General features: G+C 40.3%; 24 protein-coding genes and 1 pseudogene. 5 read left to right on the forward strand and 20 right to left on the reverse strand.

Going from position 1 to position 25858, the window contains the following annotated elements:
* Positions 1 to 67: 67 nt before the first annotated feature.
* From ABJK37_RS18930 to pilM, 8 genes are all read right to left on the reverse strand, one after another.
* Positions 68 to 1606, reverse strand: a complete 1539-nt coding sequence (locus ABJK37_RS18930) for an SPOR domain-containing protein (protein ID WP_348357156.1) — start codon at positions 1604 to 1606, stop codon at positions 68 to 70.
* A 70-nt stretch (positions 1607 to 1676) separates the two neighbouring features.
* On the reverse strand, positions 1677 to 2744 hold the full coding sequence (aroB, locus tag ABJK37_RS18935; protein WP_348357158.1) for a 3-dehydroquinate synthase: 1068 nt from the start codon (positions 2742 to 2744) through the stop codon (positions 1677 to 1679).
* 39 nt (positions 2745 to 2783) lie between these two features.
* Positions 2784 to 3299 carry a shikimate kinase AroK gene (gene aroK, locus ABJK37_RS18940; RefSeq protein ID WP_215927021.1) on the reverse strand — a complete coding sequence of 172 codons (516 nt, stop codon included), beginning with the start codon at positions 3297 to 3299 and terminating at the stop codon, positions 2784 to 2786.
* A 222-nt stretch (positions 3300 to 3521) separates the two neighbouring features.
* On the reverse strand, positions 3522 to 5288 hold the full coding sequence (locus ABJK37_RS18945; protein WP_348357160.1) for a type IV pilus secretin PilQ family protein: 1767 nt from the start codon (positions 5286 to 5288) through the stop codon (positions 3522 to 3524).
* The gene (locus ABJK37_RS18950; protein WP_348357162.1) at positions 5281 to 5820 is read right to left on the reverse strand and encodes a pilus assembly protein PilP; all 540 of its coding nucleotides are present in this window, start codon (positions 5818 to 5820) and stop codon (positions 5281 to 5283) included. Before ABJK37_RS18950 ends, ABJK37_RS18945 begins: the two co-directional genes overlap by 8 nt.
* Positions 5817 to 6434 (reverse strand): type 4a pilus biogenesis protein PilO, encoded by a 618-nt coding sequence (locus tag ABJK37_RS18955; RefSeq protein WP_348357164.1) that lies wholly within the window; start codon positions 6432 to 6434, stop codon positions 5817 to 5819. The genes ABJK37_RS18950 and ABJK37_RS18955 overlap by 4 nt, the downstream gene beginning before the upstream one ends.
* The gene (locus ABJK37_RS18960; RefSeq protein ID WP_348357165.1) at positions 6431 to 7015 is read right to left on the reverse strand and encodes a PilN domain-containing protein; all 585 of its coding nucleotides are present in this window, start codon (positions 7013 to 7015) and stop codon (positions 6431 to 6433) included. The genes ABJK37_RS18955 and ABJK37_RS18960 overlap by 4 nt, the downstream gene beginning before the upstream one ends.
* Positions 7003 to 8067 (reverse strand): type IV pilus assembly protein PilM, encoded by a 1065-nt coding sequence (pilM, locus tag ABJK37_RS18965; protein ID WP_348357167.1) that lies wholly within the window; start codon positions 8065 to 8067, stop codon positions 7003 to 7005. Before pilM ends, ABJK37_RS18960 begins: the two co-directional genes overlap by 13 nt.
* Before the next feature lie 138 nt (positions 8068 to 8205).
* Between pilM and ABJK37_RS18970 the strand changes: the two genes are divergently transcribed.
* The 4 genes from ABJK37_RS18970 (at position 8206) to ABJK37_RS18985 (ending at position 14160) form a co-directional block, all read left to right on the forward strand.
* The gene (locus tag ABJK37_RS18970; RefSeq protein ID WP_348357169.1) at positions 8206 to 10839 is read left to right on the forward strand and encodes a penicillin-binding protein 1A; all 2634 of its coding nucleotides are present in this window, start codon (positions 8206 to 8208) and stop codon (positions 10837 to 10839) included.
* Positions 10840 to 10915: 76 nt separating this feature from the next.
* Entirely contained in the window at positions 10916 to 12610 is a 1695-nt protein-coding gene (locus ABJK37_RS18975; protein WP_348357171.1) for an NAD-dependent malic enzyme, read from the forward strand.
* 74 nt (positions 12611 to 12684) lie between these two features.
* Entirely contained in the window at positions 12685 to 13449 is a 765-nt protein-coding gene (locus ABJK37_RS18980) for a YiiX/YebB-like N1pC/P60 family cysteine hydrolase (protein WP_348357173.1), read from the forward strand.
* A 93-nt stretch (positions 13450 to 13542) separates the two neighbouring features.
* Positions 13543 to 14160 carry a LysE family translocator gene (locus tag ABJK37_RS18985; protein WP_348357175.1) on the forward strand — a complete coding sequence of 206 codons (618 nt, stop codon included), beginning with the start codon at positions 13543 to 13545 and terminating at the stop codon, positions 14158 to 14160.
* Here ABJK37_RS18985 and ABJK37_RS18990 read toward each other — a convergent pair.
* Positions 14157 to 14531, reverse strand: a complete 375-nt coding sequence (locus ABJK37_RS18990) for a DUF3703 domain-containing protein (protein ID WP_348357177.1) — start codon at positions 14529 to 14531, stop codon at positions 14157 to 14159. The two genes, ABJK37_RS18985 and ABJK37_RS18990, sit on opposite strands and share 4 nt — an antisense overlap.
* A 157-nt stretch (positions 14532 to 14688) precedes the next feature.
* Between ABJK37_RS18990 and ABJK37_RS18995 the strand changes: the two genes are divergently transcribed.
* Positions 14689 to 15903 carry a Xaa-Pro peptidase family protein gene (locus tag ABJK37_RS18995; RefSeq protein WP_348357179.1) on the forward strand — a complete coding sequence of 405 codons (1215 nt, stop codon included), beginning with the start codon at positions 14689 to 14691 and terminating at the stop codon, positions 15901 to 15903.
* 23 nt (positions 15904 to 15926) lie between these two features.
* Here ABJK37_RS18995 and ABJK37_RS19000 read toward each other — a convergent pair whose 3' ends face one another.
* The 11 genes and pseudogenes from ABJK37_RS19000 to ABJK37_RS19050 all read right to left on the reverse strand — a co-directional run bounded on the left by ABJK37_RS19000 (position 15927) and on the right by ABJK37_RS19050 (position 25820).
* Positions 15927 to 16172 carry a YdcH family protein gene (locus tag ABJK37_RS19000; RefSeq protein ID WP_348357181.1) on the reverse strand — a complete coding sequence of 82 codons (246 nt, stop codon included), beginning with the start codon at positions 16170 to 16172 and terminating at the stop codon, positions 15927 to 15929.
* A gap of 41 nt (positions 16173 to 16213) precedes the next feature.
* Positions 16214 to 17125, reverse strand: coding sequence for a 2OG-Fe(II) oxygenase (locus tag ABJK37_RS19005; RefSeq protein ID WP_348357183.1), 912 nt, complete (start codon positions 17123 to 17125; stop codon positions 16214 to 16216).
* Between the two features lie 159 nt (positions 17126 to 17284).
* Positions 17285 to 17701: pseudogene (locus ABJK37_RS19010) on the reverse strand (enoyl-CoA hydratase/isomerase family protein); the annotation flags it as partial.
* Positions 17702 to 17730: 29 nt separating this feature from the next.
* A complete protein-coding gene (locus tag ABJK37_RS19015) occupies positions 17731 to 17880 on the reverse strand; it encodes a hypothetical protein (RefSeq protein ID WP_348357185.1) in 150 nt (49 codons plus the stop codon).
* A 287-nt stretch (positions 17881 to 18167) separates the two neighbouring features.
* Positions 18168 to 18644, reverse strand: coding sequence for a Rid family hydrolase (locus tag ABJK37_RS19020; RefSeq protein ID WP_348357187.1), 477 nt, complete (start codon positions 18642 to 18644; stop codon positions 18168 to 18170).
* A gap of 188 nt (positions 18645 to 18832) precedes the next feature.
* Positions 18833 to 19231 carry a transposase gene (locus ABJK37_RS19025; protein ID WP_348357432.1) on the reverse strand — a complete coding sequence of 133 codons (399 nt, stop codon included), beginning with the start codon at positions 19229 to 19231 and terminating at the stop codon, positions 18833 to 18835.
* Entirely contained in the window at positions 19183 to 19356 is a 174-nt protein-coding gene (locus ABJK37_RS19030) for a transposase (protein ID WP_348357189.1), read from the reverse strand. The genes ABJK37_RS19025 and ABJK37_RS19030 overlap by 49 nt, the downstream gene beginning before the upstream one ends.
* Before the next feature lie 442 nt (positions 19357 to 19798).
* The gene (locus ABJK37_RS19035; RefSeq protein WP_348357191.1) at positions 19799 to 20905 is read right to left on the reverse strand and encodes an SGNH/GDSL hydrolase family protein; all 1107 of its coding nucleotides are present in this window, start codon (positions 20903 to 20905) and stop codon (positions 19799 to 19801) included.
* 358 nt (positions 20906 to 21263) lie between these two features.
* On the reverse strand, positions 21264 to 23231 hold the full coding sequence (locus tag ABJK37_RS19040) for a serine hydrolase domain-containing protein (protein WP_348357193.1): 1968 nt from the start codon (positions 23229 to 23231) through the stop codon (positions 21264 to 21266).
* A gap of 142 nt (positions 23232 to 23373) precedes the next feature.
* The gene (locus ABJK37_RS19045; RefSeq protein WP_348357195.1) at positions 23374 to 24459 is read right to left on the reverse strand and encodes an AraC family transcriptional regulator; all 1086 of its coding nucleotides are present in this window, start codon (positions 24457 to 24459) and stop codon (positions 23374 to 23376) included.
* 668 nt (positions 24460 to 25127) lie between these two features.
* A complete protein-coding gene (locus ABJK37_RS19050; RefSeq protein ID WP_348357197.1) occupies positions 25128 to 25820 on the reverse strand; it encodes a FadR/GntR family transcriptional regulator in 693 nt (230 codons plus the stop codon).
* Positions 25821 to 25858 lie beyond the last annotated feature (38 nt).

The following is a 25858-nucleotide window of genomic DNA, read 5'->3' on the forward strand; positions in this document are numbered from 1 at the left end:
AACCAAGTCAGAGCCGCTAATTTATCAGGCCGAATTGTAACGGCACTGAGCTAAAACAACAAATAGCTTAACGCCTAGCGCTAGTAATTTCTTGCTTTACTTGCGTAATGCGCTTAACAAAAGGGGTATTCATTAGCATAGCGTCTGATAAAGTGGTGATTTCCGCTCTGGCCGCTTCTATTGAATCAAAATCTTGATTTTTCAGCAATACATACCAGTCACCTCCGTAACGTTGGGTCTTATATAACCACAGCTGTTGGCTGAGCTGATTGTCAGAAACGTATTCCTGCAAAATACTGATATTAGCCATCGCTGCAATTTGAATCACATAATGGTTGCTGGGCAGTGCTAGCATTAATTCTGGGGTTGCGGTTAACACTCCTGATATTGGGTTTTGCTCGGTTTTATCCGGAGAATCGGCCATAGTATCGAGAGTTAAGCTATCGACGCTTTCTACACTAAGCTTTGGTTGATCAAGCATTGAACCTAACTCTACGATATCTTCAACCTTATAATCGTTAACCCTGGTGGTAGCTTCGCTGACTTCAGTCATTTTTTGCTGCGCTAATGTCTCATCTAATGGTGTTGTATCGTTATTAAGAACTTCTGGCACATCTACGACATCCACTACCGCTTCAATATTATCGGTTTGTAGAAGTATTTTGTTTGATTGTTGTGTAAGTCTGGCGCTAGCTGAATTCCAATCAGTGATCAATTCATCTTTGGTGATGCTTTCCTTAACATTGGGCTGATCGATAGGGTCCGCTAACTTAGTCGTTACTTGCAGAGGTGCTTGGGACTCTGGAGCGGCTACAAGTTCGGTTTTGTTGTGGATAGTAGACGTTTCAGATGGTGTAGCGATAAGTGTTTGTTGACCGCTAAAATAAGCCAATATATTTTCTACTTTTCCAGGGTATTGCCAGCCTAATATTCCAGAAAAAACAACCAAAAAAGCCGTAAAAAATAAGGTGGTCATTGCCCATTTCTTATAAATGGGTTTGGACTCGTCATCGTGGATCTGACGATCTTCTATACGTTGAGCAAACTTTTTCCGTTTATCTTGAATGAAAGTTTCCAGATCAGAAAATTCGTCGATCTCAGCCTGCTGGATTCGAATCGGACTATTTAACATGATCGGCTGTTCTTTGGAACCGGTGCCTAAACTAGCCTTAGTTGTTTCAGCCCAATTAGATAAACCCATCAGCAGCACATTGAGGTGTTGTTTATTGTTGGCAAAGCGACTTTGCAGTACCAAATCCCACAGCTCTTTAACCAACTTGTCAGGGAGTTTTTCGGCGTGAAATACACTGATTAAAATGGGACCGTTATGATTATTTAATGATGCCAATAATTGGTTGAGAGGCCGGTTAAAGTCTGCTTTTTGGCTTTGGCTAATAAGTTGGCGAAACAGCTTTTCACGATAGACCACTAATGGGGTGAGTTCATTGGCTGTTAGTAAAGCCAGATCAGCTTGTTCATTTTGGTGTGCTAAAAAGCTTTCTACAACCTGTGATTGTTGGCGTATTTTATCACTACACACAAACACAAGTTGAGAAGAGTAACTAATTAGATAGTCTAAGCGATTGTTGAATTCTGACGCTGCCATTGTATGTACCTAGGTAGAAAAGATTGTTACAAGGTGCAAACCCCTTTGTTATAACAATCAAAATTATGTCCTAAGTAAGAATGGCGCGTAACACCTCGTCTGAAATTTCATTTGTAACAACTGCTTTGCCAATTTCTTTGGGAATGACAAAAAATAGTTGACCGGCTTGCACTTTTTTATCGTGACGCATATGTCGAACGAAATCGTCGTATGTCATATCACTAGGTGCAACCGTAGGTAAATCAAATGCTTGCAGCAAAGATTCGATGCGACTGAATTCTGACGCTTCGAGCCAATTCATCTTAGTTGCTACTGCAGAAGCAAGAACAATGCCTGCTGCGACAGCTTCGCCATGTAACCAGTTACCGTAGCCTTTTTCTGCTTCAATAGCATGGCCAAAAGTATGTCCTAAATTAAGTATGGCTCTTAACCCTGACTCTCTTTCATCAATGGCAACAATTTCGGCTTTGATTTCACAACATCTGGCGATCATATATTGCAGTGCTGCTAGTTGTTGCTGTTTAATCGCTTGTTGATTGTCTTCTAACCATACAAAAAACTCGGGATCATAAATTACACCGTACTTGATCACTTCAGCCATACCCGCAGCAAATTCACGTTTGGGTAAAGTACTCAAGCTGTTGGTGTCTATTAAAACCGCCTTAGGTTGATAAAAGGCGCCAATCATATTTTTACCTAAGGGATGATTAACAGCAGTTTTTCCACCTACTGAGGAATCAACTTGTGACAACAAAGTGGTTGGTACTTGTATAAACGGCATACCACGCTGAAAACTGGCAGCTACAAAACCTGTGAGGTCACCTATCACTCCGCCACCTAATGCGATTAACGTGGTGTCACGACCTGCCGACATTTCTAACAATTTCGAGATTACCATCTCAAAGCTTTCTAGGTTTTTATGTTGCTCACCATCAGGTATCACAATTTTGCTGACTTCATACCCAGCTAAAGCTCGACTGACAATGGGAAAATAAAGTGGTTCAACTAAGTCATTTGTCACCACTACTACTTTTTTGGTGAGAAGATGTGAAGTTAAAACCTGAGGATCATCAAGCAGATTAGCTTGAATCAATATAGGGTAGCTACGCTCACCCAACTCAACTGTAAGTGTTGCCATAAGTAGCTAGCCCTATTATTGCTATATAAGAAAGAGGAGTTATAGACCTATTTTTGCTATGATCTGGTTAGCTACGGCGCGAGCACTTTGGTCGTCGGTATCAACAATGTAATCGGCAGCATCTTCATATAATGGATTGCGTTCTTCAGCTAGATTACGCAAAACGGTTTCCGGATCATCTTTCTGCAATAGTGGACGTCGCTTATCACGCTGAGTCCTAGCGACTTGCTTATCGATAGTAGTTTGTAAATATACTACTATGCCTCGCGCTGATAACCTGTTTCTAACGTTCTTACTGACTACAGAACCGCCGCCTGTCGCCAAAACGATGCCTTGTTTATCAGTTAAGTCGTTAATGATGTTTTCTTCACGTAGACGAAAACCTTCTTCCCCTTCAAGATCAAATATCCAAGCGATATCTGCGCCTGAACGTCTCTCGATCTCTTGATCAGAGTCAAAGAATTCTAAATGAAGTTCGTCTGCAAGGTGCCTACCAATAGTGCTTTTACCAGCACCCATTGGGCCTATAAGGAATATATTACGTTTTTCAGCCATTTTTGCTTATTTCACAACTATGTTTAAGGGGTAGAAAGTTCGTGCGGCTACCCTTTTATGGATTAACCAGACCTCGTCGAAAATTTCGATGCGGGATTATCTCAGTTTTACAGTGAATTTTGCAAGCTTTGTAAAGATTATGCGGCAGGAATTATAAAAAAACAGCCTAATCAACGGATTAGACTGTTTTTTCCTGAACCAAAGTTGCTACTTGGGTAAATATTAATTACGTCGTAATTCATCAGTTAAGATTTTTGGGGTAACAAAAATTAATAACTCACGTTTTTCTAATATTTCTGAGGTGTTCTTAAACAAGTAACCAACAAAAGGTAAATCACCCAAAAGCGGGACTTTTCGTACATCGTCGGAACTACTTTGTTGAAAAATACCCCCTAAGACTATGGTTTCGCCATTTTCAACCAATACTTGGGTACTAATTTCTTGGGTATCTATGGCTACCGCATCACCTGTTGAGGTTGTGACTGTGTCTCCTCGCGTATCTTGAGTAACGACTAAGTCCATGATTATCCGACTGTCTGGAGTAATATGTGGGGTGACCTTTAAACTTAATACCGCTTTTTTGAATTCAACTGAAGTGGCACCACTTGACGTGGCTTCGACATAAGGAATTTCCGTACCTTGTTCGATATAGGCTTCGTGCTGGTTTGCAACGGTAATTCGAGGACTGGCAATCACTTCACCTTTATTTTCAGACTCTAGGGCAGACAGTTCTAAATCGATAATTGTTCCATCAAGTAAGCGCGCAATTTGTATACCTATGCTACCAGCCGGTTCACTAACCGGTAGTGATACATTAAGACGATCTGATATAGACGGAACCACTCCGCTAGCAATGGAATCGGCACCGCTCAACGAACCTGAAATTGCACCATTATTCATCGTATCACTTAGTCCCCACTGTACCCCTAGCGATTCACTGGCGTTGTCTCTCACTGTTACCATACGTGACTCAATTAGTACTTGTTTAATAGGGATATCTAACGCCTTTACTAATAATTTGGCCTCATCGATTGACGTTTGTGTATCTCTTAGCAAAAGTGTGTTGGTTCTTTCATCAACTGCAACACTTCCCCTAGGGGTTAATATACTGTTTTCAGTACCTTTAAGGATGGCGGCAAGATCTTGTGCTTTGGCATAATTGATTTGTACATTAGTAGAAACTAAAGGAGCCAGTTCTGCTACTTGCTGTTTAGACTGTAACTGCTGGGTTTCACGTGCTGTGAGTTCTTCAGTTGGTGCTATCAGCAAGATATTGCCTTCTAATCTTTTATCTAATCCTTTGATTTTTAGAATCATATCTAATGCTTGATCCCAAGGAACGCCAGACAAACTGATAGTTACGTTGCCAGTTACAGTATCCGTTGTGACTAGGTTAAAGCCGTTTACTTGGGCAATAATTTGTAATACTTGGCGCACTGGTACATCTTGAAAATCAAGGGATATGGGTTCGCCAGCAAAGTTACTTTTTTGGTCTTCTTCTGGCGCATCCTTCAAACGTTTTTCAATTTTTATGCTTAGACTATTGGCACTTTTTTGATGACTGAAGGTGATTCTGTCTTGCAGAGCAAACACCACTTTGGTTTGTTCTTCTTCTTGAAAGGTTTCAATGTTATTGACTGGTGTGGCGAAATCTACAACGTCTAACTTAAACAGTTGATCGTCACCTAGTTTTGTTCGTGGCAAAACCAAACTTAAAGATTGACCTTTTTCACTCAACTGTAACTGGAAATTTTTATTGTTGAAGGTCATTAACACTTCTGCGCCGCCACTAGGTAAACGTGAAAACTCAACGTTTTGCAATTCAGAACGAAATACATTGTCTAACTTAGGTTGTGGGTCAATCAAAACCGCAGTCTTTTCTTGGCTTAATGACTCAAATGTAAACAGACCAAAAACTACGGCTAATACCCAATACCAAGTGGGATTAGTTCGATTAAGTTTTTTGTTAAAAATAAAACGCTCAGACATTGTTTTCTCCTGCCTTCGAAAGCATGGTGAGTGTGGCTTGCTTTTTTTGCCAGCAGCCAGCACCATCGGGCAGCATTTCAGTAAAAGAAACTGTGCCATTTTGAATAGAATCGATTTTCCCAAAAAACAATCCTAGGTAATCGCCAATTGTAGCTTTAAATAAACTGCCTGTATTGGACTGAATAAGTGCCCATTTTTTGCCATTAGATTGAAATACCCCAGTAACAGATAACGCATCGATACCAAATTTCTCTAAGGGCTGTTTGCTACGATTAAAGTCTGGTTGAGCACAATTTGGTTGTGCAGCGATGGTAAGCTCTACTTCGGCTCCAGTGTTTCTTGGGCGCTGAAAAGGACTTCGTAAAGTGTCGGCCGAATAGATAAAAGTAGGTTTGCTTTCAAATTCTGGGTAAGGCTCAATGTTAACAGAGGTCGTTTGTTTGACTTCATTAATAAATACCTGCAAATCGTCAACTTTAGCTTCACAGCCACTAAGTAGTAACACAGCAATCACTATCTTGAGTTGTTTCATTGTGTTTGCTCCTTAGCCGCAGTTTCCTGCTCATTGGAGGTTCTATAGGTTTTAGCCTGAACTTTGAGTTTAAGAGTATTGCTCTCTTGAGTCACTTCAAAATCGTGCACGGTAACAATACGTGGTAATCCTGCGATTTCCGAGGCAAATTGCCCAAAGTTGTGGTATCCACCGTATACTTCCATCTCGATAGGTAATTCTGAATAAAACTCTTTTGGAATTTCTCTTTGCCAATTTAGTAATCTAAAAGTGAGTCCGGCTGAGGTACCCACTAAGGTAATGTCATCTAACAACCCTGGGGTTTCATTACTGGTTGGAAGCGATTTCAACATAGAAGAAAAGTCACTTTGTAACTGGCTTAACTGTTCTTCGTAAGCGGCTAGGTTGACGGCAATACGATATTTACCTTGATAAGTTTGCTTTAGGGTTACTTCTTTATTTTGGGCTTCTTCTAGAACAGGTAATTTATCTTTCAATAAGAAATAATAACCACCCAATAGACCAAATACTACTACAAACAAAGCCACCAAAGACTTAACTTCGAAGGGCCAAGTGGCGATTTGTTCGAAGTCTAAATCGTTGATCTCTTTTAACTTGTTAACATCAAATTTCATTTGCTTGGCTCCTCGGTAATCACTGAGAAATCCGGTGCAACGCTAGGATTGATAGTAAATGTGAGCTTAAAATCACTGACGGCTTCGAGAGCTGATGTGTCGGCCTTAATTGAAGATAGTTCTCCGCTACTAAAGACGGTTGAGTCTTGCAACTGTCGCATGAAATCTGCCAACCTATTGTTAGATTCACTGACTCCTAATATTTCGATCAAATTGCCTTGACGAGAAAAACTACGAAACGATAAGCCATGGGGAACCAATCGCACTAACTCATCTAACACTATAGGAACCGCATTTCTGCTGGACTCTAATTGTTCGATCAAAGCCATTCTTTGCTCTATTGCTTCTTTGTCTTTTTTGATATTTTTAATTTTTTCAATTTGTTGATCTAAAATGGCTGTTTGTTGCTCGATAAAATTATTGCGATAGTTTTGGTTATCTATCATCTTATCCAATACATTTCCGGCGGCAAACATCAGGCCAAAAGCAGCGAATGCTAAGCCGCCAAGTAAGGTTAGGTAATTCTTTTTTTGCTCAGCTCTGCGACTCTCGCGCCAAGGCAATAAATTTATATGTGCCATGGTTGAAAACTCCTACTGGCCAAACCCGTAGCAATAACAAGTTGACCGGAGACTTGTTCGAAATCTCCTTGGTTAACTGTTTCTGCTATCGTCATATCGGTAAACGGGGAGAAGCATACAACTTCAATGCCTAAATCAGCGCTTAAGTCTTCAGGTAAAGATTTGAGATGATTTCCACTTCCGCATATTAGTAGAGAGCCGGGGCGGGTTTCACCTGTCGCACTAATATACAATTGTAAGGCTCGGTTTATATTCTGTTGTAGGTTAGCCAGAAACATTGGATAAGAGTCTTGTTTCCATGTTTCCGGTAACGTGCCATCAGTCAACTGTTGTTCAATTTGAGAGCGTTCTTGGCTATACAACATGGTTAAGTCTTGAATCAAGGCATCCATACCAAAGTTGTGATCTTTGGTATAAATAACGTTTCCATTTTTTACCGCGCACATTTGTAAGTGGCTTGCACCAATATTAATGCAACACACCGTTTCTTCATCAGTTTGAGGGTAAAAGTTTGCTACCGCTGCACCTAGGGCGTAACTTTCAACGTCAACTATCTTAGCCTCATAACCTACTTCACCTAGTAGGGTGATTCTACGGTCGACGAGTTCCTTATGCACTGCACTTAAGAGGACTTCAACTTTGTTATTGGTGGTTTGACTTATCCCTATCTCTTCAAAATCTATATACACTTCATTTAACGGGTAGGGAATTAAACTATCTGCTTCCAATTCAATTTGGCTTTCAAGTTCGTGATCTGTTTGCCCAGGATCCATATAGACAATTTTGTTCAAAACAGTAGAGCCCGATACGGCTATTGCAACGAGCTTATTTTTACTTTTTAACGCAAGCTTCACTTTTTTTAGTGCATGGCTGACAGCTTCGAAGTCTTTTATTTCACGCTCTGCAAAAGCATTACCCTGAATAGGCTCGCAAGCGTATGCCTGCAAACTATATTTTTCACCTGATTTTTCTAGTACCACGGCTTTAATAAACCGAGTTCCTATATCTAGGCCAATCATTTTTTGTACTTTAGGGCCAAATAATTTTTTCAATTGTTAGACATCCAAATGAATGAGAAAATTTCCACGCCATCATTATTACGTAATTTTTTGTGTTTTATGGTTCTAATAACTGTACATAGGTATAAAATGTAGATCATTTATTAGAAGTTGCCTTGGTATTATCTATCCGTGAAGTTACTTAAACCCGCATTAATAACCATCTCTGTCACATTTGTTGTCGGTATTGTAATCCTTTTAGGTACCTATTTTTATATCAAATCTGACCTACCCAGTGTCGACGTTCTTAAAGATGTTCGATTACAAACACCCATGCGCATCTTTACCCAAGATGGCAAGTTAATCTCCCAGTATGGCGTAAAACGCCGCATACCGCTTACCCTTGAGCAAATTCCAGAACAACTAAAACAAGCTGTAATAGCTACTGAAGACAGTCGCTTTTATGATCATCCGGGTATAGATCCTATCGGCATGATGCGCGCTTTTATTAATTTAGTCGTCACTGGCGAGAAAGGTCAGGGCGGTAGTACCCTGACTATGCAAATGGCGAGAGATTTTTTCCTTACACGTGAGAAAAAATACATCCGTAAAATACGAGAAATAATCCTAGCTTGGCATATGGAGCAGCTACTTAGCAAACAAGAAATCCTTGAGTTGTATTTAAACAAAGTAGAGTTAGGTCATCGAGCATTTGGTTTTGGCGCTGCGGCGCAAGTTTATTATGGTAAGTCACTTGATGAACTTACATTAGCGCAAATAGCTACCATTGCAGGATTACCTCAAGCGCCATCAGCTCTCAATCCTATTAGCAGCCCAGCTCGTTCTTTGGCCAGAAGACGCATTGTGTTAATGCGAATGTTAGACGAAGAATATATTGATCAGGCACAATTTCAGCAAGCCGTAAACGCCCCGGTAACCGCTAAAAAATATGGGGCAGAAATTGACTTAGATGCGCCTTACTTAGCAGATATTATTTACAGTGAGATGATCGAACTCTACGGAAAAGACGAAGCCGAAACTGGCGGTTATCAAATTTACGCTACGGTTTCCTCTGACATGCAAGCCGCGGCTCAACAAGCAGTGCGCAGAAATTTACATGATTATGATGAACGTCATGGCTATCACGGGCCTATCGAACAGCTATGGTCGACAGCGAGCGCGGACGACAATAATGTGCAAACTCACACAGTTGCAGAGACACAGTTAGATACTTCAGCTCCATGGTCTGAAGAGCAAATGTTAACTTATCTACAAGATGTACAAACTTTTGAATCAATGCATCCTGCTATTGTTGTTAAAGTGAACGAAAAAGACATCATTATTTTCAACCAACAAGGTAAGTACAGCATAATTGATTGGGACGGTTTAGATTGGGCTAGACCTTACATAAATGATTCTAAGCAAGGGCCAGATCCCAAAACTGCTTCAGATATATTGCAAGAAGGTGCGCTAATTTTGACGCGCCAAAGAGAAGACGACCAGCACTGGCAACTGGCGCAATACCCACAAGCTAGTGGTGCTTTTGTTGCACTGGATCCTAAAAATGGTGCGGTGCAAGCTGTAGTAGGTGGTTACAGTTTCTACCAAAGTCAATTTAACCGCGCGACTCAAGCCAAAAGGCAAGTGGGTTCAAATATCAAACCCTTTATTTATTCAGCCGCCCTAGAAAATGGTTACACTTTGGCAAGTATCATAAATGATGCGCCTATTACTCAGTGGCAATCAGGTTCAGGTAATGCGTGGCGTCCTGAGAACTCTCCTGCGGAATATGATGGTCCCATACGAATGCGCGTAGCATTAAGTAAATCAAAAAACGTGGTATCGGTGCGTTTACTGCGGGCTGTTGGGTTAGATAACGTCGCAGAATACCTGACTCGTTTTGGTTTTAACAAAGATGACATCCCCTTAGATGAAACACTATCGTTGGGTTCTGGCTCTCATACACCACTAGAAGTGGCAACTGCCATGGCAGTTATCGCCAATGGTGGTTTTTTAATTCAACCTCATTTTATTCAACGTATAGAGAATGAAATGGGTGACATATTATGGGAAGCGAACCCTAAGTATGCATGCGATCCTTGTGTTGCACCTGATCAAACGGCGCAAATTGAGACCGACCCAGAAGATATTGAGGCGTTGTTAGCCGCCGAATTCGGTTTGACACATCAAGAGGAAGAGCCCGTTAACGATATTTTATCCGCGCCACGGGTTATTAGTGCTGAAAACGCATTCTTAGTTGCAGAGATGATGCGCTCTGCGGTGCAAATTAATGGCTCATGGGATAATCGAGGCACGGGTTGGCGTACCGCATTATTGATGAACCGCCGTAGCGATGTTGCGGGTAAAACAGGTACTACCAATGACGTACGAGATACTTGGTTTAGCGGCTTTACACCTGACTTAGTTGCCACTGCTTGGGTTGGGTTCGACGATAATAACCGTCGTTTGGGACGTACGACTCGAAACCAAAATTTGGTGAACAAAAATCCGCAAAAATTTAATTATATCGGTAATGCACTAGTTGGTAGCGAATCAGGGGCCCATGCTGCGCAACCTGCGTGGATAAGGTTTATGCAATATGCGTTGGCGGATAAACCAGAACATATGCTTCCCATGCCTACAGACTTACTTACTATACGTATCGACAAAGGTACCGGTAAACTTACTAATAGAACCGACAAGACATCTATGTTTGAATACTTCACTCAGGGCACAGAGCCACAAACTTTTGTAGCAGATGCACAAATTATTGAGGCTGCCGATCAAAGTGAACAAAGTCAAAAACAAATAGAAGATATATTTTAAATACCTAACTGCTTTACTGGCCTGTAAGTGGCCAGTAAAAACTAAATAATAATATAAAACCACAGGACAAACGTTAATGGCCAACCCAGCTACAAAGAATGCACTCTACATTCCTCATTCTGGTCCCTCCTTATTAGAAACCCCTTTGTTAAATAAAGGCAGTGCATTTAGTTCAGATGAACGTATTACGTTTAATTTAACTGGCCTTATTCCGCCGCGCTACGAAACCATAAAAGAGCAAGTAGATCGCGCCTATATGCAGTATTCCAGTTTTGACGAACCTATTAATAAACACATCTACTTGCGGGCCATTCAAGACAACAATGAAACTTTGTATTACCGCTTGGTTAAAGAACATATCGACGAGATGATGCCGATAATTTACACCCCCACAGTAGGGGACGCATGTGAGCAGTTTTCAGATATTTACCGTAGCTCTCGCGGTTTGTTTATTTCTTATTCTGAACGTCATCAAATGGACGATATTTTACGAAACGCCACTAAACGTAAAGTAAAGGTCATAGTTGTCACCGATGGAGAACGCATTTTAGGCTTGGGTGACCAAGGTATTGGTGGTATGGGTATTCCAATTGGAAAGTTATCTTTATATACCGCTTGTGGTGGAATTAGCCCAGCCTATACTTTACCGGTAATGTTAGATGTAGGTACTAACAACGAAAAATTGCTGGCAGATCCCATGTACATGGGCGCGCGTCATAAACGTATTGGTCAGGAAGAATACAACGAGTTTGTTGATATGTTTATCAAAGCCATATACAGACGTTGGCCTGAAGTAATGTTGCAGTTCGAAGATTTTGCACAACCTAACGCTATGCCTTTGCTAGAACGTTACAGAGATAAAATTTGCTGCTTCAATGACGATATTCAAGGCACGGCGGCGGTTGCTGTAGGTACTATTTTGGCCGCGTGTAAAAGTAAGAACGTTAAATTGTCACAACAAAAAGTGGCCTTTGTTGGTGCAGGATCTGCGGGTTGTGGCATAGCCGAACAAATAATTCAGCAAATGTGCTTAGAAGGAATTTCTGACGCTCAAGCTCGCAGCCAAGTGTTTATGGTGGATCGCTATGGTTTACTCACTCAAGGTATGCAAGGTTTAAGAGACTTCCAGCAGCGTCTTGTGCAAACAAGTGATGCAATCCAACAGTGGTCATTTAGCAGTGAATATCCTTCATTGCTTGATGTTATTAATCGCGCCCAACCGGATATTTTAATCGGTGTATCTGGGCAAGCAGGACTATTCACTGAACAGGTTATTCGCAATATGAAAAAGCATTGCGAACTACCGATTATTTTCCCGTTAAGCAATCCTTCTCGTCAAGTCGAAGCGACTCCGCAGCAGGTTATTGAATGGACTGACGGTGAAGTCATTATTGCTACAGGGAGTCCGTTCAAACCCGTTGAGTATCAAGGCAAAACTTATCCTATTGCGCAGTGTAACAATAGTTATATATTTCCAGGAATTGGTTTAGGTGTCATTGTAGCCAAAGCCAGTTTGATCAGCGACGAAATGCTTATGGCAACGAGTTTAGCTTTGGCTGAAGCCTCACCGCTTGCAGCAACGGGTGAAGGTAATTTACTTCCCTCGTTAGGCGAAATTGCACAACTGAGTAAAAAAATCGCGTTTGATGTGGCAAAAATAGCAATGCAGCAGAACCTTGCCCTAGAAGTATCTGATGAGATTCTAGAAGAACGCATTGAACGAAATTTTTGGATGCCAGAATATCGACCCTACAAACGAGTAAGTATTTAACAATTGCGTATATTTCTGTAAGAAATGACTTGATGTTAAATTCAGGTAGTGACTTTCATTGGGGTGAGTGTTGAATGGGTTTGATGAACAAAATTGGCCGTTGGTTAGCAGCGTATTTGGAAAAACCAAGTGGCAGCATTCAGCCTTCAACCTGCACTCCAGAGTTGCTAGCTGCAACTATTAGAGTAGGTGATGTATTGTTGGTGGATGGTTCTAGCCGGATCAGTACTGCTATTAAATACCTCACTCAATCAACCTGGTCTCATGCTGCTTTATGTATCGCCGATGACAGTGAAAGTATCGAGCCTAGTAGTAGTAAAGTGATTTTAGTTGAAGCTGATGTGTTGGATGGAATTAGAACCATACCTCTGAATCATTACGAGCATCTACATACGAGGATTTGTAGGCCTGTAGGATTGAATACCGAAGACCTAGAAAATGTCACTTCCTTCGCGACTGGGAAAATTGGACATCAGTATGATATGAAAAACGTGTTTGACTTGATGCGCTACTTAGTTCAAACGCCACCAGTACCTAATCGCTGGCGCAGAAAAATGATTGTACTCGGTAGTGGAGATCCCACTAGAGCTATTTGCAGTTCGTTCATTGCACAAACATTCCAATCAATTCGTTATCCGATATTGCCGAATATTTTTTTCGAAAAAGCTAAACTGCCTCAAAGTCAGGCATATTGTGATGAAGTGTTACAAATTCGTCACCACAGTTTATATGTGCCGAGGGACTTTGATATGTCGCCTTATTTTAAAATAGTTAAGCCTAGCCTAACAAAGGAATTTGACCCCCATACATTAGAATGGGATGAGTACCTAAGGGGTTAGTTGTATCAATCTCTAATCCTTATTCTCTTTTAAATAGCTTTAAATTTGAATCCAAAATCAAACCGTTTAAACCTAAGTTGAAGTTCCGAAATTATGCCTACTCTTGCCACAATAGCCGTGTTTGTTCCTACCATGTTTTTTATATCAATTACCCCTGGTATGTGTATGACGCTAGCCATGACATTGGGGGTAAAAGTGGGGCTACGTCGTACCTTGTGGATGATGCTTGGTGAGGTATTTGGCGTGGCATTAGTTGCGGTGTTATCAGTAATGGGAGCCGCAACTATCATGTTGAACTATCCCACATTATTTGTGTGGTTTAAATGGATAGGTGGACTGTATCTGATGTATCTAGGGGCCAAAATGTTTTGGGTCAGCAGCCGGGTGTCTTTCGAATCTGACGAAGCTTTAACACTCAGCCGTAGCGCTTTGATATCGCAAGGTTTTGTAACTGCCATCGCCAATCCTAAGGGATGGGCATTTATGTTATCAATATTGCCGCCTTTCATTGATGCATCTAGAGAAATTACCTTTCAACTGTTGGTCTTAGTAGGCATTATTATGTTAAGTGAATTTATCTGTTTGTTGATTTACGCGACGGGTGGCAAAGGTTTAAAAACGCTACTTAACAAAGGTAATAATATCCGTTGGATGAACTGTATTTCTGGCGCTTTATTGATAGGCGTGGGTTTATGGTTGGCCCTAAGTTAATTCGCCTTGCTGTTATTGGCCTTAGCAATAATAGCGGCAAGTTTAGGATCGACAGGTAACACCTGAAAAGGGCTTACGCTGGTTCCTCCAGTGTTGCCGCTTGGTATCAAACCCATTGCCGTTTTTGTTGCCGCTCCAACTATACGTAATACTTGACCTACCCCCTCTTTAATATTGACTTGCCTCACTGCCCAAATCAGCATCAAAACATGTACTTTAGTATGTAAAAACGTTGATGCCTGACCCAACACATGAGCGTTTTCTAAATGGGTAAATTCCACCCTAACATGGCCATGTTTTCTGGCGCGTTTCGCTAAGCTTAATTCCTGTTCAACATATGGTTTGATATGTTTGTAAAAGTGTCTATCCATTATTATTTTCCGCGATTGTTGAGTGTCAGTTGAATTAAATCATAGCGGCATGATGAATATAAGGCTACTTAAACAGTGTGGGTGATATGATCATCACTATTATCGAATTAAAGTGAAGCCCAAGAGTGTACTTACGGGTAGCAAAGAAGGAAACAATATGACAACCATTGGTGTTGGTACTCAGACCGCAGAACAAGCATTAGCCTCATTAAATGATATGACCGCAACGCTTACCCCAATTCAACCAGAGGAATTTTTAGCTCGTATTGCTAAGGCGCAGTCCTATATGCAAGCCAATAATATAGATGCAATCTATCTCAACGCAGGTACCAATCTGACTTATTTTACGGGGATGAAATGGTATGCCAGTGAGCGTATGGTGGGGGCAATATTACCGGCAACAGGCCAGGTCCAATACCTAGCACCATTTTTTGAGATTGGTAGTTTAAATGGTTTTAAAGTCATAGATGGTCCTATACATGGCTGGCAAGAGCACCAAAACCCCTACGCTTTGTTTGTTGAGGTATTAAAGCAATTAGGGATAACGGATACAGCCACTATTGGTATTGACGAAAGTGCTCAGTTTTTTATTTTTGATGGTATCAATAAAGCGCAAACCGGCTTAACACTCATTAATGCACAAGCAGTGACCGCTCATTGTAGAATGCATAAATCAGCTAACGAATTAGCGTTAATGCAAGCTGCAATGGACATGACACTTGCCGTGCATCAAGCAACAGCCAGTATGTTACATATAGGAATAAGTACAACAGAAGTTGAAGCTTTTATCGAACAGGCACACCAAAAAGTAGGCGCGCCCGGTAACTATTTCTGTATCGTGTTATTTGGTGTGGCGACCTCATTTCCTCATGGTGTTAAAGATCCTCAAGTCTTGAAGGAAGGTGATGTAGTGCTAATTGATACTGGTTGCAAAGTACACGACTATATATCTGACATTACTCGTACCTATGTGTTTGGTGAGCCAACCACAAGACAAAAGCAGTTTTGGAATAATGAAAAAGCTGCTCAACTTGCGGCTTTTAACGCGGCTCAAATAGGAGCGCTTTGTGAGGCAGTGGATGAGGCAGCTCGCCAATACTTAGCTACACAGGGATTAGGACCAGAGTATCAAACCCCTGGCTGTCCGCATCGCACTGGTCATGGTATAGGTTTAGACATACACGAATGGCCTTATTTAGTTGGCGGAAATCAAACTCCCCTTGCCACAGGCATGTGTTTTAGTAATGAACCCATGTTAGTAATACCTGATGAGTTTGGGATTCGCTTGGAAGATCATTTTTATATGACAGACCAAGGTCCTCGTTGGTTTACCCAACCAAGCCACAGCATTGAGAACCCCTTTGGTCTATAGTTTCTATTTTACTTTTAACAACGCTAGCTGTTAGCTTTTAACAATTGTTGATACAACTGGTCTTTTAAGGCCGCACGCCGTAACTTTTTAGCGTGCATAGCTTCGTCGTCAATGGGTGAGTCTTGTAACTCTAACCCGCGAATTTCTTTGTCTAGCGCATCGTATTCTTGGGTTTGAGTTGCGAAATTTTGGTCGTTTTCGGTCAGACTTTTTATTTGTTCAATAAAATCTGGAAAATCGCTTTTTAGAGAGTGGTTTTCACCTAACATATTTCATATCCTCTTGTGATTAATGCCTACATAAGCGTAGGCTAAAATGGTGCAAAATCATCTTGTTTAGTTGCAGGCACAGTCCAGCGTTGCGTCGCATCGAAATTCACCTGATTGGTTTCACGTGGTGGCATGGCTCCATTGTTACCAAATAACCAAAGAACAAAATTGGACCGTGTACCACTGGTAATTGACTGAGCGGCATGTGGCACATGGCCTCTATGGATCACAGCAGTACCGGGTGTAAACTTTATTTCACTGGTTAATCCATGCTGAGGGTCATAAAAATTCAGCGCAGAACCAGCGTAAGACTCTTCTGGTGAGTTTAAGTTAATGTTTAAAGTTACAGCCGAAGCATCGGTATGCGGACGAATTGAAGTATCTGTAGAGGGTTGATAATGAATAGAAAACCCAAAACTTTGAGTGTCGTAACCGGTGATCTCTGGAAATAGCATACGCGCAATAGGGCGCATATATGTATTAATGAGTTCTTGATAAAACGCCTGAAAACTCGGCGCCGCAAGAAAACCTTCGGAGCGTCTATCTAACATCGCGCCACGACGATTTAACACTATGCCGTAAGGTGGGCGTAATGGAATTTGTGCATCCCATACGTTTTCTAAATAAGTGCATAGTTCAGCAAGACGCTCAGGATTAAAAAATTGGCATTCAAATACATTAGGCGCTACTTCTTGCCAAAGATCTTGCACCGCGTTTTCTTTGCTGGGATCTTGCCATGCTTGCGTTACTGCATTGCGCAAACGCCCATCAAGCAAAGTGCTATCTAGAGAAGGGATCAGAATATTCTCGTTTTCCTCCCACTCTTGCCAAGCGTTCCTTAATAACTGTTGATTAACATTCCAAAATTGTTGTACCGAAGGCGCGCGGTGCAACATTGCTTCCCGTGAAGGTAAAGTTAATTCACGGGCTTGTTGTAATTGATTAATTGACATAATTTACCTCCACTCAAGTTGAGTGTGTTTGTAGTGATACCCTAAAACAGCAATTTATTACATACCAACTCGTAGATAAACTGCTGCTCTAAGGAAACAGAATTTAGATTTTTTATATAATGACTAGTTAATATCTTGGACTTGCATAACCACATCGTTTCAGTTTCGCTGGGTTTCAATGTCGTCTTCCAAACGTTGCTCATCAGCTAGAGTGAATCGTTTGATTGCAGGCGTTTTGCTGGTGGCTTGATATAACCAGTAAGCTTCAGCTTTTAACGCGTCTGTAATCGGTTTATCAATTGATTCATAAACCGCTTGTTTACAGGCGTTGATAGACTCGGCTGGAAACTCTGAGATTCTTTTAGCAAGTGTATCCACGTATTCTCCGATTTCTTCAGGATCCAATGCTTTGTTGATGGTGCCGAGTTGTTCAGCTTCATCAGCGTCAAAATCACGGGCACTTAGAATTATTTCTAAGGCTTTCCCTAAACCAGTTTGACGTGCCATACGTGAGGCGCCGCCACCACAAGGTAAAATACCCATGGCAACTTCCATCTGCATAAATTTATATTTACCTCAGTCTCTGACCCTATCGATTACTGACCCTATCGATTAAGAGGAATTCTAACATGCAATATGTCTGGCCCCGTTAGAGCTGATTTTTGCTCTTCAACTGACAAGTGATATTGTGGGTCACGATGCCAGTAGTTGGCTTGTTGAGGTTTAAACGGATCGAAGAAAAGTTGTGATCCCATAAAAATCGGCTGAGGAATAACCTGATTAACAGCGTTTAATAACGCCTTATTACAAATCAACCTAAACAACACTAACCTTTGGTTTTCAGTTAAATATTGTCCGGAGGTTAGGCCAGAGCTATTGATTGCTTTACTGGCATAAAACTCATGATTATCTATGCACCAGGCTTGGTGAAAAGTATCTACAACCTGCTTAACCGCAGATAGGGCAGAAGGAGCAAAAAATTTACTTAGTTTTGCATACCCATTTTTTGCTTACTGTTGTTTAGTTTGATAACTGGTCATTACTAAGGATTAGTATCGCTACTAAATGCAGCGATACATTCCAATTCAAGTCGTGCATTTAGGCCTAAACCGTTAGTAGCAAAAGCGCTACGAGCCGGAAAGTGTTTAGTGAAATATCCTTTATAAACCTCATTAAAAATGGGCCACTCTTTTATATCAGCTAACATAGCAGTGCATTTTACTATGTCGTTCATGGTTAAGTTATGTTTAGCTAAACTCGCCTGAATGTTCTCCATGGCTTGTTTCGTTTCATTTTTAATTCCTCCCGCAATCAGCTTACTTGAGTTGGGTAGAGTGCCTAACTCACCGGACAAAAATAACAAATCACCTACGCGAACGGCATTTGAAAACGGATAATTATTATCAATATTTCGCTTTGATGAAAAATACTCTACTTGGGTTGCTAAGGCCTGACTGGCGCCTGTGACCCAAAGTAAGATTGAACAAAATATGGCTACTCGTGTTTTTTTTGATTTCATATCAATAGCTCTCTATGTTTAGACTAGTACGTGTTTTTTTAGGACTACAAACTTACCATACCTATTGATATCCGAATCGATAGGGTAAGAGACGTTGATTTAGTTAAATACTCTAAAAGCTCTATCATTTGGTTGAGCTTTTTCGGAAGTTACGTAAGTTATCAGGGTCTGAGTCATATTAAATCATTTCAACCATTTTTCTTCTTTCGCCAGCCCCGTTTACCTTCAATAACCCGCCTTCCTGTTAGACTCTCAATGTCCGCAAAAAAACTATCATTACGTAAAGCTAATCCTTTGTTAGTCGCTTGACGAATATCTTCCAACAACTTACCTTCGATTTGATGGGAAAACAATCCTCTATACGCCGACTGACGCGCCTGCTCATTTATATCAAGGCGAGTATAAATTGAATGAGGAGTTAACAAGTCACTCTTTTTACCAAGTGCATTGCATTGATAACTTGACCAAAAATAATCGGCTGGCTCATCGACCATTAATGCCCTCACAGGGTTCATCTCTATGTAGCGATAAACTTGCATTAGGTAAGTTTCTTCTTGTAGTAAATAGGATTTAAACCGTCCTCCCATAACGTACCTGTTCGTTTGTAACTGCGATTAAAATACATCACATACATTCTCCCAAGAGACTGCATCATCTGAGAAATACCATTAACATTACTTGGTGTGCATAAAAGGTGAACATGATTGGTCATCAGTACTCATGCATGAACACTGACTTTATATTTCTTAGAATACGTTTTGAGCCAACCAATATAAGCCTGCATGTCCTCTTCACATGCAAATATCGCCTGACGATTATTCCCTCTCTGGATAACGTGCTCTGGAACTCCTGCACTAGACATTCGCAATCTTCTCGCCATACAATTAACCTGTTTTTTTTAGCAGTGAAAGTAGTATAGTTCACTTAAAGTGACTCTGACTCTGAGGGATCCGATTGATTTGTGCAGAGGATTGTTTTTACGAATTTAGTCTTTGTTTAGCCAATAAAACAGTACCTCGAGAGCAAGCAAAAATAGAACTAATTAAAAGTATTATGTATTCTCAATCAGAGGCTTCGATACTGTCAACAATATCCTAATGAGGGCCAAATGAATTGCATTTATTTGATAGTGGTAACCCATTGTTTTTGACAATCTACCACTGCATTAATGACTTTATCTTGGCACTTAATTTGTCTGCGTTTTGTATATGTTGAGCAATTCTTGGATGGCCTCCATAGCCGGTAAAATCAAAAGATATGAATTCAATTTGATTGTGTTTGTTTTGTTTATTTAACTCTGAAATTGCAGTTTTGACATAAGCAACCCAATGTTTACGTTCGGCTTTTGTGGCATCCATGCTGCCTAACGCTGAAATAAATTGTGCTTTTGGATAGACCGCTTTCAGCTTCAACATGAAAGTTTTATACGCCTCAATTATCTCGCGTTCAGTTGGTGCAGGTTGTAAGCGTTTTTCGTTTTCAATCAACCAGCTATCGTTTTGCCCCAAGTTAACCACTACTACCTCAGGCTGCCATTGGGTGAAATCCCATTGAGACCCATTATTGCCTGCTGCAGAAATTTGGTCGAAATATTGTGGCATAATAAAGTCAAACCAGCTCACCATAATGCCAATGCCGCTTAAGGATATTGAATGAAATTCTGCGTTTAGATTACGCGCAGTAATAGCCGCGTAGGACCAGTAATGATTTTTTTCGGACTCTAAATTATCCTTGCCATTATTAGCCCCTTCATTACCCATGCCTGACGTAATAGAGTCGCCAAAAAAGGCAATTTTTCGTTTTAATGCTTTTGGTGGCGCTAACAATTTTGCACTATCGTCAAGCTTTAAACCCAGAAAATGTGTACCCCCTTCTTGGCCTTCGGTGCGTTTATATATTTCAATTTGGTTTGTTGTGTTGGATTGATTAAACAACAAATAACTCAAATCATATTCATGCAAACCTTTTTGCAACGAAATGACGGCTGGAAATTGATCTTTCCCGTTTAAAATGACATTAAAATAATTGTTACCATTTTCATCATCCATTAGAATCACTAAAGAATTACCAGTAAAATTAGCTTTTATGCTGGTACCTGGCCATGAAATTAATGGTTGATTGGGGTCTGAAAAATCGACTCTACCGGTATACAAAAATCCTTGGTCGGCTGCAGATATTGTTTGTGCTGAAAACGCAGGTGATATTATTAAACAGCTTAAAATTGCAGCTAGTCGACAACTTAATTGACACCAATTTTTCACTATTATTGCCCTCAAAATTTAACTCTATACTTATCAAGAACATCATCGATAAGCTGGTTATGTGATGTAAATTGTATCCTATATCTTTGTCCTGAATTCGGTGTTTTCTATTAAATTAAATGCTTAACTTGGGATTTATTCAGCAAATCCGAGTTTTGCTCCCCATGATTTTTTTGTTATACGCGTATTTTTGAAATTGCCTGTATATCTTTTTCATTTTCTTTATTTAACTTTTGATAATTGGAGTGTGTAAAAAACTTTGGACCAATCCAGCCATCTTCATGCGTAAAAGCCATTGACCAAGCTAAGTTATTAGGACATACATGAAAGTCAGCAAGGTTAGGATTTCCTTTCATTTTTACTGAATTTTGATAAATTTCACTTTGCTTATCAAGGTGCCAGATACATCAAAACCAATAATGTTGGCATCATGATTTCTATTAAAAAATGCTCTCAAGAAATAACCAGTGTTTCCAGAAAAAAGGTCATTGCCGAAAGTAGTTAAAAACACTGTGTTACGCAAGTTTTGGGCTTTGAGTTGGCCGTTTTCAAGCACAATGTCATAGCTTGTTTTTAACTCTGGACTATAAAATCGGCCAGTAAATTCCGCTAGGTCTACGCTAGGGTTTATGGGAGACGGTGTTATGGCAGGTTTGCCAACAATGCTTTGGCCACCATAAATGCCCTCTAGCATGGTAAATTCGCCTTTTTCAAGCCGCAACTTTCTACCATCGTTGCCAAAGCTAAATTCATTCCTGGTTAGGTGTGTTAGTGGTTGTTTGGCACCTCCCATAATTTGTACGTACAGTTGCTTTTTGTTGCGAGTGATTGTGTAACTGATGCCCCCTAAAATTTCAAATTCGCCGATGTAGTTATCTAATTCTTGTATTGATAATGGATTGGTTGTAGGTGATATTTGAGTTGGCATTGGCATATAAAATTCAGCAATTTCGTAAGCGGTATTTAATGGATTGATATAGGGTAAGTTGGCCAACACAACAACAGTTAAGTTTTCGCTCGGTATTCTCAACAAATAGGTTTTAAAACCCGCGATCGTGCCACCATGGCCGAATGTGGTAACGCCTTGAAAATTATCTATAGTCTGTCCAAAGGCGTAATTAGTTGTTCCACCATTGTTGAAAATGCCTGTGGTCTTCATTTGTTTGATAATACTGAGATTTCCAACTTTGGGTTGTTCAAAGTTGCTTGCCCATTTACCTAAGTCTTCAACAGTGGTTGTTAATCCCGTTGAGCCAACCATATTAGAGTTAAGCACACTTTTCATAAATCCATCAGTAGCGATGCGATAAGAGTTCGCTCTATTCTTGACGAGCTCTCGGTGGTCAGATGGAAAAGCACTGTTAGTCATGCCCAAAGGTTGGAAGATGCGTTGCTTAGTAAACGCCTCGAAAGATTTTCCAGATACTCGCCCTACAATCTGTGCTAACAAGAAATAGCCTGAATTACTGTATTCGAATGTTTCACCGGGTTCAAAATTCAACGCTTGTTGATTTTTCAAGAGCGAAAGTGCGGCGGCTTGCGTAGCTATATCATCATCTTGACGCCCCGCCAAAGCTTGTAAAACGTTTTCTTCACGTAAACCACTCGTGTGATGTAATAAATGTTTTATTGTGATGTTATTGGTAAAAGAGGGTAATTCAGGTAAGTGTAATTTGAGTGAGTCCTCTAATGACAACTTTCCCTCATCTGCTAATAGTAGTATGGAAAATGCTGTGAACTGTTTTGAAATAGAGGCCACATCAAACACAGTTTGGGCGGTTATTGGGATATTGTATTCAAGGTTAGCTAAACCAAAACCATTGCTATGTACTAGCTTACCATTTTTGATCACCGCAATAGCCAGGCCGGGTGAAGTCGCGCTATCCCACCTGGCAAGGTACTGGTCAACTTTGCCTGCAGGTGTTAGTGCTTTTTGATTTATGCTGACTAACTCTAAACTGTAGGCAAATGCTTCATTTGAGTCAGCGAAAGGCTGCACCTCAATGGCATAATTACCACTTTGTTCGGTTGTGATTGTGGCTAGTTCTTCTCCAAAGTTACTGGTTAAATCAAACGCTTGTATTTTGTTACCTTGAGGATCTAACGTCGTGAGCTTAAGATCCAAACCTTTTTGGATTAGTTGAAATTTAGCAAATTGGTTTTGCTCTAGTGAAATGTTGAAACGATGTTTATCGGTGCCAGCAATTTTAGCGTTGATCAGTTTACCTTCGCTTAGCTGCATTAATGTTGGCTGAGCTGTCGCCAACTGAGCAAAAATTAACAGTAAAGCAGCAAGAATGATTTTGGCAGTTGAAAATACAATCATGTTAATAAAGCCTTATTAAGTTTGTGTAAGACTAAATTAGAGTGATTTTCGTTGAGGTTCGACCGATTAAAAAAAGTCGTACCATTTAAAATTTATTTTAAGTTCGACTTTATTTTGAACCGTACGATTTTCTTTCAAGTCCTTATTGGTTTGGCGTTCTGCGATATTCAGTCGGTGTTAAACCGGTTTGGTTTTTAAAGGCCGTATTAAAGGAGGACTTGGAGTTAAAGCCTACTTGATACAATATTTCGAGTACGGTCATCTTTTTATTAGACGGGTCGATCAGCATTTTAGCTGCATCTTCAATTCTGTAACGGTTGATAAAATCAAAAAAATGTTGGCTCATCTGCTGGTTAATTAAAATAGATAAGTCTTTGGCTGGCATTCCCATGGACAAGGCCAATTTCTGTAATGTTAAAGAAGGGTCTAAATAAGGCTTATGTTGCCGCATAAAATCCGTCACCCGAGTAATTTGTGCCTTATTTTTACTATTATTGTCGTTATTTGTAGGCTGAGTTGCAGCTTGTTGTTGCACTAAGTTTTTGACCAAGGGCAGCTCGGAACTGACCCCACGGAATAACTCAGGAGAAATAAGCGCTTTAATCACAAACCAGGTGGTTGCTGATAAGGCTGTTAACCCAACTATTAATTGCAAGGTTGTAAACAAGTGCGTGTAAGATGTATAAGTAATCACACCTTTAAATGATGCCAAGGTACCGGCTACCACAAACACACAAGTCAGTTGCACTAACCAGCGAAAACCTTGGTTTTGGGTATTGGTATAGTTTTGCCGATAAATGCTTTGATATCTTCGCAGGGTTAACCCCACTAGCAGAATATAAGTAAGCCATTGTACTTTACTAAGTATGGCTATGATTTCTCTGTCCACAGACACAACCGTAGGTAGTAGGTTTGCCACAACAAAGGGGATTGTATGACCTAAATGCACCCATTTGACTCGAAAATTTTGATAACAGATTGCAAGCACATACAAGTAAAAAACAGGCATTTCTAAAAAAGAAAAGGAAACACGAAACGTTTCAAGATTAATGCTACCGGGAATGAAAGCCCAAACAAACCAACCACTTAAGTTTATTGCGGTTAAAAATGCAAATACCGCAAAAAGCCGATTTGCCAGTTTGTTAGTGGTTTTTACTGTTAATAAAAACACCATCAAAATCAATAATACAAAAACACATAACACGCCAATAACGCTGATAAACTGCAATGTATACAAACCTCTTCAATTAATGGCGGCGTTATAATGCCGATATGTATTATAACGGCTCATCATTTTTAAGAAAGTCTTCAAATAGCAGATAAAATTTTCCATTAGTTTTACGTTAACGCATATTCCTCTTGCAACCTGTGTGGGATCTCGAAAATGACTACTTAGCCTTGGACGAACTGGGAGACGACCCGACGAATGCAAATTCACGGGCATTCCATTATTTGACGCATAAAGGAAATTACGTTTTAAGCTACTTGGCGATGGACCGAAAATGAGCACTTTTGAGCAAAATAATATAATTATGCCAACGACCGACTAGTCGTAATTTTGTCATAAGAATGAAGGAAATAAAGTGCTGTTAAACGCTCTAAAAAGTCATAAAGATTTCAAGAGTCAATACTGACTGCTCACTGATATGCTCTTTACGACAAAGTCGCAAGGTAATGAAAGCAACAGAATCTCTTGGTAATCACACTAATTTAAAACTCCGAGCCTTTTAGTGGGTTGCGTATTGGGTGCTTGTAAAGTTGCAAGACGTTTTTAGTCAAATAGATTGTCTGCCGGTACAGACTAGGTAATACTCAAAGAAAGCAATGCATAGAATAACGAAGAAAATTCTGATACTAAGAGTTATCATGCGTTACAGAATAAAAAATAGTATCGCTTTATATTCGTGACTCAATCAAGGCTAAAGCATCAGCTAGGATATCTTCGACTAGTTGATAGGCTCGTTTTTCATCGCCTGATTTTATTGCATCAAACACATCAGCATGAAATGAGACATCAGTGTTTTTAACGCCTAGAGTTTGGTTGTTATAACGAATACTGACTTTTAATGCTGCTTTGACAAACTGAGTAAATTGAATGAAAAACCTATTTCCACTGGCTTGTAAAATTGCATTAAGAAAACAGATATGCGCATCAAGTTGATCATCTAAGCCTTCTTCGGCTTCTGCTATTCTAAATAGAGCTTCTTCAATTTGTTTTAGCTGTTTGGGCGTTGCGTTTCGTGCCGCAAGTTTCACTGCGTTGGGTTCTATTGCCGCTCTGACTTGTGTAAATTCTCTCAATAAACTCAAAGAGGGTTTACTTTGTAATATCCAAGAAAGCACATCGCTATCGAACAAATTCCATTCCGTTTCAGGTAATACTCTAATACCTTTTTTGGGTCTTGATGAAATCAGTCCCTTTGCCGAGAGCATTTTTACAGCCTCTCGGGTGGAACTTCTACTGACCTCGAATTGCTCACAGAGAATTGCTTCAGAAGGCATGCCCTCGCCGACAGGATACTTACCATTTACGATTGACACACCTAGAGTATGAGTAAGCTGTTGGGTTAAATTACGGTTTTGAGACATACTAATTCCATTCAAAAATACTAAGCCGCATATAAACG

This window comes from Paraglaciecola sp. (assembly GCF_039964565.1).
In the GTDB taxonomy this organism is placed as follows: domain Bacteria; phylum Pseudomonadota; class Gammaproteobacteria; order Enterobacterales; family Alteromonadaceae; genus Paraglaciecola.

What these genes read in the sequence shown, in the direction of transcription:
- ABJK37_RS18930 (WP_348357156.1), bottom strand. Translation starts at nt 1,606, where the DNA reads ATGGCAGCGTCAGAATTCAACAATCGCTTAGACTATCTAATTAGTTAC.
- aroB (WP_348357158.1), bottom strand. Translation starts at nt 2,744, where the DNA reads ATGGCAACACTTACAGTTGAGTTGGGTGAGCGTAGCTACCCTATATTG.
- aroK (WP_215927021.1), bottom strand. Translation starts at nt 3,299, where the DNA reads ATGGCTGAAAAACGTAATATATTCCTTATAGGCCCAATGGGTGCTGGT.
- ABJK37_RS18945 (WP_348357160.1), bottom strand. Translation starts at nt 5,288, where the DNA reads ATGTCTGAGCGTTTTATTTTTAACAAAAAACTTAATCGAACTAATCCC.
- ABJK37_RS18950 (WP_348357162.1), bottom strand. Translation starts at nt 5,820, where the DNA reads ATGAAACAACTCAAGATAGTGATTGCTGTGTTACTACTTAGTGGCTGT.
- ABJK37_RS18955 (WP_348357164.1), bottom strand. Translation starts at nt 6,434, where the DNA reads ATGAAATTTGATGTTAACAAGTTAAAAGAGATCAACGATTTAGACTTC.
- ABJK37_RS18960 (WP_348357165.1), bottom strand. Translation starts at nt 7,015, where the DNA reads ATGGCACATATAAATTTATTGCCTTGGCGCGAGAGTCGCAGAGCTGAG.
- ABJK37_RS18975 (WP_348357171.1), top strand. Translation starts at nt 10,916, where the DNA reads ATGGCCAACCCAGCTACAAAGAATGCACTCTACATTCCTCATTCTGGT.
- ABJK37_RS18980 (WP_348357173.1), top strand. Translation starts at nt 12,685, where the DNA reads ATGGGTTTGATGAACAAAATTGGCCGTTGGTTAGCAGCGTATTTGGAA.
- ABJK37_RS18985 (WP_348357175.1), top strand. Translation starts at nt 13,543, where the DNA reads ATGCCTACTCTTGCCACAATAGCCGTGTTTGTTCCTACCATGTTTTTT.
- ABJK37_RS18990 (WP_348357177.1), bottom strand. Translation starts at nt 14,531, where the DNA reads ATGGATAGACACTTTTACAAACATATCAAACCATATGTTGAACAGGAA.
- ABJK37_RS18995 (WP_348357179.1), top strand. Translation starts at nt 14,689, where the DNA reads ATGACAACCATTGGTGTTGGTACTCAGACCGCAGAACAAGCATTAGCC.
- ABJK37_RS19000 (WP_348357181.1), bottom strand. Translation starts at nt 16,172, where the DNA reads ATGTTAGGTGAAAACCACTCTCTAAAAAGCGATTTTCCAGATTTTATT.
- ABJK37_RS19005 (WP_348357183.1), bottom strand. Translation starts at nt 17,125, where the DNA reads ATGTCAATTAATCAATTACAACAAGCCCGTGAATTAACTTTACCTTCA.
- ABJK37_RS19015 (WP_348357185.1), bottom strand. Translation starts at nt 17,880, where the DNA reads ATGGGATCACAACTTTTCTTCGATCCGTTTAAACCTCAACAAGCCAAC.
- ABJK37_RS19020 (WP_348357187.1), bottom strand. Translation starts at nt 18,644, where the DNA reads ATGAAATCAAAAAAAACACGAGTAGCCATATTTTGTTCAATCTTACTT.
- ABJK37_RS19025 (WP_348357432.1), bottom strand. Translation starts at nt 19,231, where the DNA reads ATGGGAGGACGGTTTAAATCCTATTTACTACAAGAAGAAACTTACCTA.
- ABJK37_RS19030 (WP_348357189.1), bottom strand. Translation starts at nt 19,356, where the DNA reads ATGACCAATCATGTTCACCTTTTATGCACACCAAGTAATGTTAATGGT.
- ABJK37_RS19040 (WP_348357193.1), bottom strand. Translation starts at nt 23,231, where the DNA reads ATGATTGTATTTTCAACTGCCAAAATCATTCTTGCTGCTTTACTGTTA.
- ABJK37_RS19050 (WP_348357197.1), bottom strand. Translation starts at nt 25,820, where the DNA reads ATGTCTCAAAACCGTAATTTAACCCAACAGCTTACTCATACTCTAGGT.